General features: G+C 75.4%; 10 protein-coding genes. 4 read left to right on the forward strand and 6 right to left on the reverse strand.

The window, feature by feature from the left end:
• Window positions 1-148: 148 nt before the first annotated feature.
• From ACF07S_RS05100 to ACF07S_RS05115, 4 genes are all read right to left on the reverse strand, one after another.
• A complete protein-coding gene (locus ACF07S_RS05100) occupies window positions 149-1,120 on the reverse strand; it encodes an N-acetylglucosamine kinase (protein ID WP_391973462.1) in 972 nt (323 codons plus the stop codon).
• Window positions 1,111-2,376 (reverse strand): 6-phospho-beta-glucosidase, encoded by a 1,266-nt coding sequence (locus tag ACF07S_RS05105; RefSeq protein ID WP_391962206.1) that lies wholly within the window; start codon window positions 2,374-2,376, stop codon window positions 1,111-1,113. Before ACF07S_RS05105 ends, ACF07S_RS05100 begins: the two co-directional genes overlap by 10 nt.
• Before the next feature lie 70 nt (window positions 2,377-2,446).
• The gene (locus ACF07S_RS05110; protein WP_391973604.1) at window positions 2,447-3,697 is read right to left on the reverse strand and encodes an ROK family transcriptional regulator; all 1,251 of its coding nucleotides are present in this window, start codon (window positions 3,695-3,697) and stop codon (window positions 2,447-2,449) included.
• Window positions 3,698-3,998: 301 nt separating this feature from the next.
• Window positions 3,999-5,084 (reverse strand): mechanosensitive ion channel family protein, encoded by a 1,086-nt coding sequence (locus ACF07S_RS05115; RefSeq protein WP_391973463.1) that lies wholly within the window; start codon window positions 5,082-5,084, stop codon window positions 3,999-4,001.
• A 314-nt stretch (window positions 5,085-5,398) separates the two neighbouring features.
• Here ACF07S_RS05115 and ACF07S_RS05120 point away from each other — a divergent pair, with 314 nt between their 5' ends.
• Window positions 5,399-5,935 carry an HNH endonuclease gene (locus ACF07S_RS05120; protein ID WP_391962203.1) on the forward strand — a complete coding sequence of 179 codons (537 nt, stop codon included), beginning with the start codon at window positions 5,399-5,401 and terminating at the stop codon, window positions 5,933-5,935.
• Window positions 5,936-6,334: 399 nt separating this feature from the next.
• Here ACF07S_RS05120 and ACF07S_RS05125 read toward each other — a convergent pair whose 3' ends face one another.
• On the reverse strand, window positions 6,335-9,286 hold the full coding sequence (locus ACF07S_RS05125) for a beta-N-acetylglucosaminidase domain-containing protein (RefSeq protein WP_391973464.1): 2,952 nt from the start codon (window positions 9,284-9,286) through the stop codon (window positions 6,335-6,337).
• A gap of 308 nt (window positions 9,287-9,594) precedes the next feature.
• On the opposite strand from ACF07S_RS05125, the gene ACF07S_RS05130 reads away from it, so the two are divergent.
• The 3 genes from ACF07S_RS05130 (at window position 9,595) to ACF07S_RS05140 (ending at window position 12,302) form a co-directional block, all read left to right on the forward strand.
• Window positions 9,595-9,870, forward strand: coding sequence for a hypothetical protein (locus ACF07S_RS05130; protein ID WP_391962201.1), 276 nt, complete (start codon window positions 9,595-9,597; stop codon window positions 9,868-9,870).
• Window position 9,871: 1 nt separating this feature from the next.
• Window positions 9,872-11,932: a 4-alpha-glucanotransferase gene (malQ, locus tag ACF07S_RS05135; RefSeq protein ID WP_391973465.1), complete on the forward strand. Its 2,061-nt coding sequence runs from the start codon at window positions 9,872-9,874 to the stop codon at window positions 11,930-11,932.
• 94 nt (window positions 11,933-12,026) lie between these two features.
• Complete coding sequence (locus ACF07S_RS05140; protein WP_391962199.1) at window positions 12,027-12,302, forward strand: hypothetical protein; 276 nt, start codon at window positions 12,027-12,029, stop codon at window positions 12,300-12,302.
• 113 nt (window positions 12,303-12,415) lie between these two features.
• On the opposite strand, the gene ACF07S_RS05145 is transcribed toward ACF07S_RS05140, so the two are convergent.
• Window positions 12,416-12,925, reverse strand: coding sequence for a MarR family winged helix-turn-helix transcriptional regulator (locus ACF07S_RS05145; protein ID WP_391962198.1), 510 nt, complete (start codon window positions 12,923-12,925; stop codon window positions 12,416-12,418).
• Between the last annotated feature and the right edge of the window lie 183 nt (window positions 12,926-13,108).

The following is a 13,108-nucleotide window of genomic DNA, read 5'->3' on the forward strand; positions in this document are numbered from 1 at the left end:
CGGCTCGATTACCGGGAGTTCCGTTCCTCCGCGTGCGGCCGCACCGCCCCCTGCCCACGAATACGCTCGAGGAGTGTGTTCGGTTCCCGTTCACGCCTGCGGGCGGTCGCCTCCCCCGGTGCCGGAACGGCCCCGACTCGTCCGGCCGTCAACCCCCGTAATGCCCGCGCAGCCGTACGTGGGCCTCCGGCGGGGCCGACAGGTGGTCCAGGCCCAGCAGCGCCGCCCCCAGGACCGGGCTCGCGGTGACCACCCGCGGGACCGCCTTGGGCGCCCGCTCACCGAGCAGGGAGCGCACCCGGTCGTCGAGCCGGGCATGCCGCGCGGCCAGCACGCTGCCGCCCAGGAGCACGGGTGTCTCCTCCCCGAGGAGGTCCAGCCGGGTCAGGGCGACCGTCACCATCGTGACGATCTCCTCGGCCTGACGGTCGATGACCGCCCGGGCCACGCCGTCGCCCTCGGCCGCCGTCGCGAAGAGGACCGGGGTCAGCTCGTGGCGGCGGGCCGGGGGTACGTGCCCGAAGTGCAGGGCCTCGATGAGGGCCGCCATGTCGGGGAGGCCGAAGTGGGCCGGGAGGGTGTGGGACAGGGCGGTGGCCGTGCCGCGGCCGTCCTGGGCGCGGGCGGCATGCCACAGCGCTTCCTCGGCCAGGTGCCAGCCCCCGCCCCAGTCACCTGAGATGCGGCCCAGCGCCGGGAAGCGGGCCGTGCGGCCGTCGGGGCGCATGCCGACGCAGTTGATGCCGGCGCCGCAGACGACCGCCACGCCCCGGGGTTCGGTGACCCCGGCGCGCAGGACGGCGAAGGTGTCGTTGCGGACCCGGGTGGTGGTGCCCCAGGCGCGGGAGCGCAGGGCTTCGGTCAGCTGTTCCTCCTCGCGGGGGAGGTCGGCGTTGGCCAGGCAGGCCGAGACGTGGGCGACGGCGGGGGCGCGGGCGGCGGTCAGGGCGTGGGTGACGGTGGTGGTGAGGGCGGTCATGGCTGTCTCCAGGCCCACGGCCGGCGGGCGGAAGCCCGCGCCCCGGGCCGTGGCGAGGACCGTGCCGTCGTGGGCGACCACCGCCACGTCCGTCTTGCTGTTGCCGGCGTCGATGGCGAGGACGCCTGCGGTCAGGCCCACGTGAGGTACTCCCGGTTGTGTGCGACGAGGGCGTCGGTGAGCTTGTCGGCGTACTCGTACTGGGCGATCAGGGGATGGGCGAGGAGGGCGCGGAAGACCCGGTCCCGACTGCCGTGCAGGGCCGCTTCCAGGGCCAGGTCCTCGTAGGCGGTCACGCCGGCCATCAGACCGGAGAAGAGGGGGTCCACGGGGGCGACGGGGAGGGGGGTCGCGCCCTTCGGGCCCACCGTCGCCTGGACTTCGACGACGGCGTCGTCGGGGAGGAAGGGGAGGGTGCCGTTGTTGAGGGTGTTGACCACCTGGTGGGGGGAGCCGGCGCCGCGCAGGAGGGCCGCCGCCAGGTCCACGGCGGCCTCCGAGTAGTAGGCGCCGCCCCGCTCCGACAGCAGGTCCGGCTTCTCGGCGAGGGCCGGGTCGGCGTAGAGGGCGAGCAGGCGGCGTTCCATGTCGGCCACCTCGGCGGCCCGGGAGGGCTTCGTGCGCTGGTCCCGTACGACTTCGTCGTGCGCGTAGAAGTAGCGCAGGTAGTAGGACGGGATCACGCCCAGGCGGTCCAGGAGGGGGCGGGGGAGGCGGAGGTCGGCGGCGATCGTGTCGCCGTGGGCGGAGAGCAGGCGGGGGAGGACGTCCTCGCCGTCCGGTCCGCCGCGGCGGACCGCCGTCTCCCAGGTGAGGTGGTTCAGGCCGATGTGGTCCAGGTGAAGGCCGCCCGGGTCGGTGCCGAGGAGGGCGGCGAACTTGCGCTGGAGTCCGATGGCCACGTTGCACAGGCCCAGGGCCTTGTGGCCGGCCCGGAGCAGCGCCCGGGTGACGATGCCGACGGGGTTGGTGAAGTCGATGATCCAGGCGTCGGGGGCGGTGCGGCGGACGCGGTCGGCGATGTCCAGGACGACCGGGACCGTGCGCAGTGCCTTGGCCAGGCCGCCGGCGCCGGTCGTCTCCTGGCCGACGCAGCCGCAGTCCAGGGGCCAGGTCTCGTCCTGCAGGCGGGCGGCCTGGCCGCCCACCCGGAGCTGGAGGAGGACCGCGTCGGCGCCGTCCACGGCCGCGTCCAGGCCGGCGGTGGTGACGATGGTGCCGGGGTGGCCCTGGCGGGCGAAGATGCGCCGGGAGAGGGCGCCGATCAGTTCCAGGCGGTCCGTCGCGGGGTCGGTGAGGACCAGCTCGGTGAGGGGGAGGGTGTCCCTCAGGCGGGCGAAGCCGTCGATGAGTTCGGGGGTGTAGGTCGAGCCTGCGCCGACCACGGTGAGTTTCATGGTTGTCCCTTGACTCCGGTGAGTGCGACGCCCCCGGCGAACGCCTTCTGCGCGAAGGAGGACACGAGGGTCACGGGGCGGTGGGGCGGTGGGGGAGGGGCGGCCGGCGGGAGGTGTCGAAGACCTCGTCGCGGGTGGTCGCCAGCGCGCTCTCCAGCGCGCCGCGCAGCACGGGGTGTTCGCGGACGTCGCCCACGACGAGGCGGGGGCGGGCAGCGGCCAGTTCCTCCAGTTCGGCCTGGACCAGGGCGCGCAGCACCTCGCCGCCGGAGGTGAGGCCGGTGCCGCTCAGGACGACGAGTTCGGGGTCGAGGACGGAGACCAGGGAGGCCAGGCCGGTGGCCAGGCGGGTGGCGTAGGCGCCGAGGAGGCGGCGGTGGGGCCCGTCGTCGTCCGGGGCCGCCGCGGCGCGCTCGACGAGGGTGGCGGCCACCTCCGTGTACGGGCCCTGCGGGATGTCCTCGACGCCGAGCTCGCGGGCCAGTCGCGGGACGGCCTGGGAGCCGGCCAGCTCCTGGTAGCCGCCGCTGTTGGCCTTGGTGACCTGCCGGACCAGGGGTGTGCCCGGCACCGGCAGGAAGCCGACCTCGCCGGCGCCTCCGGTCCAGCCCCGGTGCAGCCGGCCGCCGAGCACCAGGGCGGCGCCCAGGCCCTCCTGGTTCCACAGGAGGACGAAGTCGGTGTGATCGCGGGCCGCTCCGAGGCGCTGTTCGGCGACGGCGACCAGGTTGACGTCGTTCTCGTACTCGAACGGCATCGGCAGCGCGGCGGCGAGCTCGTCGAGCAGCGTCGGGGAGTGCCAGCCGGGCAGGTGGGAGGCGTAGCGCAGGCGGCCGGTGTTCGGGTCGAAGGCGCCCGGGGTGCCGATGACCAGGCGGTGGACGTCGGCCCGGGACAGTCCCGCCGCCTTCACCGCGCCGTCCAGCGCGTCGGTGACCTGCTGGACGACGGGGGTGCCGGAGCGGCGGGCGGGGGCGGGCAGTTCGTGGTGGCCGACGGTGCGGCCGGTGATGTCGGCGACGGCGGCGCGTATCCGCCGGGGGGTGACGTCGATCCCGGCGGCGTGGGCGGCGCCCGGGTTGACCTCGTACAGCTGGGCGTTGGGACCGGGACGGCCCTCGGTGGTGCCGGTGGCGAGGACCAGTCCGGCCGCTTCCAGACGGGCCAGGAGCTGGGAGGCGGTCGGCTTGGACAGGCCGGTGAGCCTGCCGATGCGGGTGCGGGACAGCGGGCCGTGCTCGAGGAGCAGGTCCAGGGCGGCGCGGTCGTTCATGGCGCGCAGCACGCGCGGGGTGCCCGGCGCACCGGCGGTTCCTCCCATGGGGTGCGTCACCCGCCCTCCGTCGGCCGGCCGGCTTCCCAGCGGCCGGTGCGGGACGTCCGTCCGGTCACTGTTAGGAAGGTTTCCTGTCGGACGGGGAGGAACGTAAGCCCGGCGCGCAGGGGGCGTCAAGAGGGAGGGGACCGGGGGAGCGGCCCGCCCGGAGGTGCAGAAGGGAGGCGGAGGGGCGTCGACGGGCAGCGGCAGGGGAGGCGGACGGGGTGCCGAGGGCCCCGCGAGGGGATACGGCGACGAGGGCGGCGCCCGGGGAGTTCCGGGTGCCGCCCTCGCCTGCCGGGGGCTACTTCGTGGTGCTGGGCGGGGGCAGGGGGGACGCCGTCATCGACTGCGGGGAGGCCGCGCTCGAGTAGACCGACGGGGGCGCGACGCCCGCCGTGGGGTCGGCGGCCTCCGGGGACCCGGGGAGCGGGGTTTCGCCGACGATGCGGATGCCGGTCGCGTCGAAGGCGCGCTTGATGCGCCAGCGCAGCTCCCGCTCCACGGTCAGGGCCTTGCCGGGCATGGTCTTCGCCGAGACGCGGACCACCATCGAGTCCAGCAGCACCGAGTCCAGGCCGAGCACCTCGATGGGGCTCCACAGGAGCTCGTTCCAGGGCTCCTCCTTGCCCGTCTTCTCGGCGACCTCGCTCAGCGTGGCCTTCACCCGGTCCAGGTCCTCGTCGGAACGGATCGTGACGTCGACGTTGGCGGTCGCCCATCCCTGCGAGAGGTTGCCGATGCGCTTGACCTCGCCGTTGCGGACGTACCAGATCTCGCCGTTGTCGCCGCGCAGCTTGGTCACCCGCAGCCCGACCTCGATCACCTCGCCGGAGGCCACGCCCGCGTCGACCGTGTCGCCGACCCCGTACTGGTCCTCCAGGATCATGAAGACGCCGGAGAGGAAGTCCGTGACCAGGTTGCGCGCGCCGAAACCGATCGCCACGCCGGCGACACCGGCCGACGCGAGCAGCGGGGCCAGGTTGATCTGGAAGGTGCCGAGGACCATCAGCGCGGCGGTGCCCATGATCACGAACGAGGCCACCGAGCGCAGCACCGAGCCGATCGCCTGCGAACGCTGACGGCGCCGCTCGGCGTTGACCAGCAGGCCGCCGAGCGCGGTGCCGTCCGCCGACTGACCGGTCCGGGACATGCGGTCGACCAGCTTGGTGATCGCCCGGCGCACCATGACGCGCAGCACCATCGCGATCACCAGGATGAGCAGCACTCTGAGCCCGATCGCGAGCCATGTCGACCAGTTCTCCTCCACCCAGCTGGCGGCGTTGGTGGCGCTCTCCTGGGCGTCCTCGAGCGAGGGCACCCGTGGTGTCCCGGACTCCGAGGGCGTCGGTGACGGATCGGCGGCCGACAGGACGGCGGGCAAGAACACGGCAGGTACCTCCAGGTGCACGTTCTGTCCCCGGTGCGGTGGTCAAGGCCGACAAGGTCACGAAAGGGTCACCGGTAGGGGCAGAACCACCACACTAACGGGGCATTGTGGGGGGATCGGCGCCCTGCGTGAAGAAGAGACAGGCCTCACCCGCGCTTGAACGGGCCATGATCCTGGGGATTAATCGGGTGTGGTCGAAAACACTCCCAGCCCGTTACGGGGACATAGTGGCGCTTCCACCAGGCCTGAGGGGAGACTGACTACGGATCGTCCCGGCGCGAGCCACGCGCCGCCGGCGTACAAGGAGGCCGTCCGTGCCGCATGTCCTGGTCCTCAACGCGTCGTACGAGCCGCTCGGCGTCGTACCGCTCCGCCGCGCGCTCGTGCTCGTCCTCGAGAACAAGGCAGTCTGCCTCGAGGAGACCGGCGCCCATCTGCACAGCGCGACCGTCACAGTCCCCGCACCCAGCGTGGTCCGGCTCAAGCGTTTCGTGCGGGTCCCCTACCGGGGGCCCGTTCCTCTCACCCGCCGGGCGCTGTTCGCCCGTGACGGGGGCCGGTGCATGTACTGCGGTGGCGTCGCAACCAGCGTCGACCACGTCATCCCGCGCAGCCGCGGGGGCAAGCACGTCTGGGACAACGTGGTGGCCTCCTGCCGCCGCTGCAACCACGTGAAGGCCGACCGTCACCTGTTCGAACTGGGCTGGCGACTGCGCCACAAACCCGCTCCGCCCACCGGCCTGGCCTGGCGCATCATCGGCACCGGCCACAGGGACCCGCGCTGGCTGCCGTACTTGCAGCCGTACGGCGCGGACGACGCCCTGGCCCGGATCGAGGGCATCTCCGCCTGACGGCGATCCGGGCCTTCGCGTCGGTACGGACGGCCCGGGTGCCGGGCGGCCGGAGTGGCCGGCCCGGGTGCTGTGTCCGTGCGGTGTGGTGCCGTGCCGTGTTCGTGCGGTGCCGCGCGGGTGCGAACGGGCGGCCGGGCCGCCCGTGGTGTGCCGCACCGGCTCGGTGAAGTGCGGTCCGGCCCCGGGGAGCCCCCTTCCGTCTCCCCGGAACCGGACGGTCTCAGGCGTACCGCAGCTCGGCCGGGCGGACCGTGCGGCGCAGCAGGGGCAGGGAGGGGGCCGCCGGCAGGCAGGCGGCGTGGGCGGCCGGGGCCACCAGCGGTGACGGATCACGCCGTGAGCGCCCGGAAACCGGCCGCCCGGCCCCGCCGGAGCGCCGGGCGGCCGCCGGGACGCTCAGTCCGCGACCGCGTACGCCTCCACCGACCACAGCGAGTAGCCGTAGCGCGTGGCCCGCTCCTCGCCCCGGACGCGGATGTGGCGGACGTCCCGCTCGTCCATGCGGACCGTCTCCCGCCCGCCCCGGCCGTCCGCCACCCGCGCCGCCGTGCGCCAGGAGCGGCCGTCCGCCGAGACCTCCACCCGGTACGCCGCCGGGTACGCGTCCTGCCAGTGCAGCGCCACCTTCCCCAGCCGCACCGGGCGCTCCAGCTCGACCTGCCACCAGGCGTCGTCCTCGACCGGGGACGACCAGCGCGTCTCCGGGTCGCCGTCGTTGGCCGCCGCGGCGGGGAAGTCGGGCGTCTCGTCCGCGGAGGAGCCCGCCCGGCCGGTGCGGGCCAGGTCGGGGCCCCCGGTGCGCGGCACCGCGTGCACCGTCAGCGTCCGGACCACGCCGCCGAAGCCGAGCCGGACGTCGTACGAGCCGGCCGGGGTGTCCCGTTCGACCGTCACCTCGACCGGCACCCGTACCGGTGTGCCGCGCGGAACGGTCAGCGCGTCCTTCGGCGCCCGGACCCTCAGCCCCTCGGGCGCCCGCACGGTCAGCCTGCCGCGCGCCTCACCGGGGCGCAGCGAGCCCAGCGTGGCGTCCAGCCGCAGGGTGCCGCCGATGTCGGCGTCCGCGCGGTCGTCCGGCAGCTCCAGGGAGGCGGCGGGCGTGTCCGCGTACCAGGGGAGGAGGTGCCGCACCCGGTCGGGCGCGGCGCCGGTCACCCGGACGGCGTCGGCCGGCTCGCCCCCGGCCGGCAGCTCGGTGGCGCCCGACGCGGACAGCGCGCCGAGGCGGCGCCACCCCGTGCCCGCCGAGCGGATCTCCACGCTCCCCCGCGTCCCGGGCTCGGTCAGCACCGTCACGGCGTCCAGGGCGCGGGCGCGCGGGAGGCGGAGCACCCCGTCGCCGTCGGCGCGCACCGGCGGTTCGCCGCCGATGCCCGCCCAGCTCTCGTACGCCTTCCGCGCCCGGTCGAGGAACGGGTCCAGCACGCCCTTGCCCACCGTCACCCGCGCCGGCTCCAGCGCGTCCCGCTGTCCGCCCAGCCTCCGGTACGCCGTCCAGGCGGCACCGGCGTCCCCGGCGCGCTGGGCCTCCAGCATGTCCAGGGCGGTCGTGCCGGCCTCGCCGTAACGGGCCAGCCGCTCGCTCCAGGGGGCGACCTCGGCGCCGAGCGGGGTGCCGGACAGCCGGTCCGGCAGCTCCCGCAGCACCGCGAAGGCGGCGCGCAGCCGGGCGGCGGCCGAGCCGTCCGCGCCCCGGGCGGCCGTGCCGCTCCCGGACGTCGCGCGGGTGCGCCAGAACTCCTCCATCAGCGGACGCAGGTACGCCGACTCCTCACCGCCCAGCACCGAGGACACGGCGTTGCCCGCGAGCGCGCTCAGGGCCCGCAGACGGCCGGCGTCGCCGCCGGCCAGGTCGGCGATCGCGGCCCGCCAGGACTCCTGGGGCCGGTAGTCGCGGGGGTTCCAGGCGAAGTCGGCGGCCGTGAACAGCGGGATGCGGGACGCCTCCGGCTGCTCCATCGCGTTGGCGAGCAGCGCGGCCGAACCGGAGGCCACGGCCGGCTCGCGGCCCTGGTAGGGGCCGAGGAAGATCCGGCCGGGGGCGTAGTCGTTCACCGGGTAGTTGTCCATGGTCACCAGCGGATGCCCGAACACCTGGCGTGCCTCGGCCAGTTCGCCGCCCGTGATGGTGCGCGGCACCACCCCGACCCCGGTCCACGCCACCTCGACGCCCGCGTCCAGGCCGTGCGCGAGAGCCCGCCGGTACGCGGTCGAGCCGTCCTCGTAGTACTCGGTCGGCATCAGGGACAGGGCGGCCGCCCCGGGGTGACGCTCCGCCAGGTGGCGGGCCACCGCGTTCGCCACCCGCGCCTGGGCACGGGCGGCGGCCCCGGGCCCCGAGCCGAACCGGCCGGCGTCCTCCCCGCAGTGCCACTCGCTGTAGCTGACGTCCTGGAACTGCAGCTGGAACGCGCGGAAGCCCAGCGCCCACATCGCGTCCAGCTTGCGGGTCAGCGCGCGCAGATCGTCGTCGGAGGCGAAGCACATCGCCTGGCCGGGCGCCACCGCCCAGCCGAGCGTGACGTGGTTGCGCCGCGCACGCTCGGCCAGCTCCCGGAACTCCGCGCGCCGCTCGGCCGGGTACGGCTCGCGCCAGCGGGCCTGCCGGTACAGGTCGTCGCCGGGCGCGTAGAGGTATCGGTTCTGCTTGGTGCGGCCCATGAAGTCGAGCTGGGCCAGCCGCTGCGCATGCGTCCACGGGGTGCCGTAGAAGCCCTCGGTGACGCCGCGCACGGCGGTGCCCGGCCAGTCGCGCACGACGGCGGCGGTGAGGCGGCCGTCCGGGCGCAGCAGCCGGCGCAGCGTCTGCACGGCGTGGAACTGGCCGTCGCCGTCCGCGCCGGTGAGGGCGACGCCGTCCCGGCCGGTGGTCAGCGTGTAGCCGCCGGCGGGAAGGGCGCGCCGGGGGTCGCCCGTAGCGTGTTCCCTGCCGACGCGCACCACGAGCGCCCCTTCGGGCACCGGTGCGCCGGGAGCGGTGAAGCGGCGCGCCCCGGCCTGCCGCAGCAGCGTCCGCAACGCGTCGAGGGCGTACGCGTCGGCCGTCGCGTCCGCGATCAGCGCGACCTCGTCGGTCACCTCGACCGGGGCGCCGTTGCCGCGCAGCGAGTGCGGGCGCGGCCACACGGAGGGGACCGCCGCCTCGGCCTTCTCGGACGCGGGGGACGCGTTCGTCCCGGGCGCGGGCGGCACCGCCGTCGCGGCGGGCGCGCTGCCCAGCGTCCCGGCGAGGACCGCGAACGCGAGGGCGGCCCTCCTGGCGGCCGCCGTCCTCCCGACCCGCAGCTGCACGAAGCCCTCCCGTTGCTCGACGCACCGCCCGCCCCGGTGACCGGCGGCCGTTTCCATTCCGTTACCTGAAAGCCATGAGCCCACCACTTCTGCGGTGAACGTGTCAATGAGGGTGGCCACTGTGGCGCATTTGTCCCACTGCGGAGGGAGGGAGGGGGAGGAGAATGTGACCAGGACCACGTTGTGCGGCTTTGCGCGTCTGGCCCCGCGCCCGCTGGGTAGGGCTGCGTGATGACCCGGCGACCACCGCACGACCACCGTGCGCCCCGCACGACCCGCACGACCCGCGCGACCACCGCGCGCTCCGCATGACCCGCCCGACCACCGCGCGATCCGCGAGGCCGTGCCCGACGAGGAGGCCATCCATGGCTGCACCGGCACACGTTTCTTCCCCGGACCTGTCCGGACCCGCGGCGGACGGCTCCGCCGACGAGACCCACGTCTGCGCCTTCGGCGCCGAGGGCCCCTGCGCCGAGCTCCCGCTGACCAGCGAACCCCCGCTGCCCGACGCCGAACCCCTCACCAGCGAACCGCCGCTCGCCGACGCGGCCCCCCTGACCAGTGAGTCCGACGCCTTCCCCGATCCCTCGGACTCCTCCGGACTCGACGCCTTCCCGGCCCAGTACCGCCCGGAGCCCTGAGGTGAGCGCGCCGCGGCCGGCCGAGCCCCCTTCCGAGGACCTGTCCCTGCTCGCCGCCCTGCACGGCGTGGCCACCTCCTACAGCCCCTCCCCGGACCGCGCGGTCGCCGCCTCGGCCACCGCCGTCACCCGCGCGCTGGCCGCCCTCGGCGTGGACGCGGGCACCGGACAGGCCGTCCGCAGCGCCCTCGCCGCCCGCGAACGGGAACTCGCCGAGCGGCTGCTGCCGCCGACCGTCGTCGTCTGGGGCGCCCGCACCCCCGCCGCGCTCGCCGCCCTCCCCGCGGGCACCCGCCTCGACATCCGCACCGAGCAGGGCGAGACCCACGCGGTGGCCGAGCACCTCCCGCCCGGGGTGCACGACATCACCGCCACCGCCCCCGACGGCCGCACCACGCGCGCCCACCTGATCGTCGCCCCGCCCGGCCTGCCCGCACCGCCCGCCCGCTCCTACGGGCTCCTGGTCCAGCTCTACTCCCTGCTCTCCCGCCGCTCCTGGGGCATGGGCGACCTCGCCGACCTCGGCGAACTCGCCGGCTGGGCCGGACGCGCCCTCGGCGCCGGCTTCGTCCAGGTCAACCCCCTGCACGCGACCGTCCCCGGCGCCCCGGCCGACCCCTCCCCCTACCGCCCCTCCTCACGCCGCTTCCCCGACCCCGTCCACCTGCGGATCGAGGACGTCCCCGAGTTCGCGTACGTCGAGGACCGCGAGCGGGTCCGCGCGCTGCTGGAGCGGGCCGGCGGGCTGCGCGAGGCGGTGCTCGGCAGGGGCGAGCTCATCGACCGGGACGCCGTGTGGGAGACCAAGCGGGAGGCGCTGGAACTGGTGCACGGGGTCCCGCTCGGACCCGGCCGCCGCGCCGCCTACGGCGACTTCCTCGCCGCACAGGGCCAGGCACTGGAGGACCACGCCACCTGGTGCGCGCTCGCCGAGCTCCACGGGCCCGACTGGCACCGCTGGCCCGCCGCGCTGCGCGACCCGCGCTCGCCCGCGACGGCCCGCGCCCGGCGCGAGCTGACGGACCGCGTCGACTTCCACTCCCGGCTCGTCTGGCTCACCGACGCCCAGCTCACCGCCGCCCAGCGGACCGCGCGCGAGGCGGGCATGCCGGTCGGGATCGTGCACGACCTCGCGGTCGGCGTCCACCCCGGCGGCGCCGACGCCTGGGCGCAGCAGGAGTACTTCGCGGCCGGCATGTCCGTCGGCGCGCCCCCGGACGCCTTCAACGCGCGGGGCCAGGACTGGGGGCTGCCGCCCTGGCGCCCCGACCGGCTCGCCGACTCCGGATACGCGCCCTTCCGCGCCCTGCTCAGGGCCCTGTTCCGGTACGCGGGCGCCCTGCGCATCGATCACGTCATGGGCCTGTTCCGGCTCTGGTGGGTCCCCGAGGGCCACCCGCCCACCGAGGGCACCTACGTCCGCTACGACGCCGAGGCCATGCTCGCCGTCCTCGTCCTGGAGGCCTCCCGGGCCGGGGCGGTCGTGATCGGCGAGGACCTGGGGACCGTCGAACCCGGCGTGCGCGAGGCGCTGCGCGAACGCGGCGTGTACGGCACCTCGGTGCTCTGGTTCGAACGGGACTGGGAGGGCGACCGCCGCCCGCTGCCGCCGGACGCCTGGCGCGCCGACTGCCTGGCCACCGCCACCACCCACGACCTGCCCCCCACCGCCTCCCGCCTCACCGGGGACCACGTCGACCTCCGCGACAGCCTCGGCCTGCTCACCCGCCCCCTGGCCGAGGAACGCGCGGAGGCCGCCGCCGACACCGCGGAGTGGCTGGACCTGCTGTCCCGGCTCGGCCTGCTGGGCGGCGCCGGCACCTCGGAGGAGGCCCGGATCCAGGCCGTCCACCGCTATCTGCTGCGCACCCCCGCCCGCATGATCGGCGTCTGGCTCCCCGACGGCATCGGCGACCGCCGCCCGCAGAACCTCCCCGGCACCTGGGACCAGTACCCGAACTGGCGCCTGCCGATCGCGGACGCGCGGGGGCGGCCGGTGACGCTGGAGGAACTGGCGGCGTCACCGAGACTGCGGGCCCTGATCGACGTGCTGAGGGAATGACACCGGACCCGCCGCCGTGGCCCGCCCGTGCCCGGCCGGTTCGTACGGCACCCCGGGCGCGCGGCCCCTCACCGCATTCGGTACTTTGGGGACCGTGGACAAGAAGAACGCCCTGCGCGCCGGCGCCCTGGCAGCCGGTACGACGCTGATGATGCTGCTCATGTCGTCCCCCGCGCTCGCGCTCACCCGCGACGACGGCGACGACCCCGGTCCGGGCCTCAGCGTCATCGAGACGCTGGGCCTCTACGTCGTGGCCCCGGTCGCGCTGTTCGTGATCATCGCCGTCCTGGTGATGGTGGGCGACAGGTCGCACCAGAAGAAGGACACGACGAGCTCCAACATCACCACCAGGGCCGACGCGAAGGCCTGAGCCGGGACTTCCCGGCAGGCCCCCGCGCGCTTCCCCGAGGGCGCCGTCCCCCCGCGTACGCGCATCCGCCGTACGCGCCGCGGACGGCGCCCTCGGTGTGTCCTGTCCGGGGATCACCTCTCGGTCGCGATCAGCAACTCCCTCAGCAGGTCGGCCAGTCGACCGGCCCGCTCCCCGTCCAGGGCGGACAGTGCCTCCGTCTGGACGGCGAGGCCCGCGCCGACCGCCTCGTCGGCCAGCCGCAGCCCCTCCCCGGTGAGCGTGACCTGCAGCCCGCGCCGGTCGTGCGGGTCGGGGGAGCGGCGCAGCAGCCCGGCCCGCTCCAGCTTGTCCAGGCGGCCCGTCATCCCGCCGGTGGTCAGCATCAGGGTGGCCGAGAGCTGCCGGGGCGAGAGGGTGTACGGCTCACCGGAGCGGCGCAGCGCGGCCAGCACGTCGAACTCCCCGCGCGCGATCCCGTACCCGGCGTACACCCTCTCCATCCGGTCGCCCATGGTGCGGGCGAGCCGGGAGACGCGTCCGAAGACCTCCATGGCGGTGGTGTCGAGGTCGGGCCGGACCTGCGCCCACTGCTCGACGACCGCGTCGACGGCGTCCTTGCGCGGCTCGCGGGATGCACTCATGGACAGGAGTATCCGCCCTGCCCGCCGGAGCGGTGCCTCCCGTGTTCGCCCGGCCGCTGCCGCGCGGCGCCCGGTGGTGGAGGGCGGCGCGGTGCTCGGCGCGGCGGTCTTTGAGCCACGAGGTGCGAATGTGGCGCGATCGCACATTGCCGCCCCGTCGTACGGCGAGCAGCCTGGAGTTCG

The organism is Streptomyces sp. NPDC016640, from assembly GCF_043076215.1.
Lineage (GTDB): Bacteria > Actinomycetota > Actinomycetes > Streptomycetales > Streptomycetaceae > Streptomyces.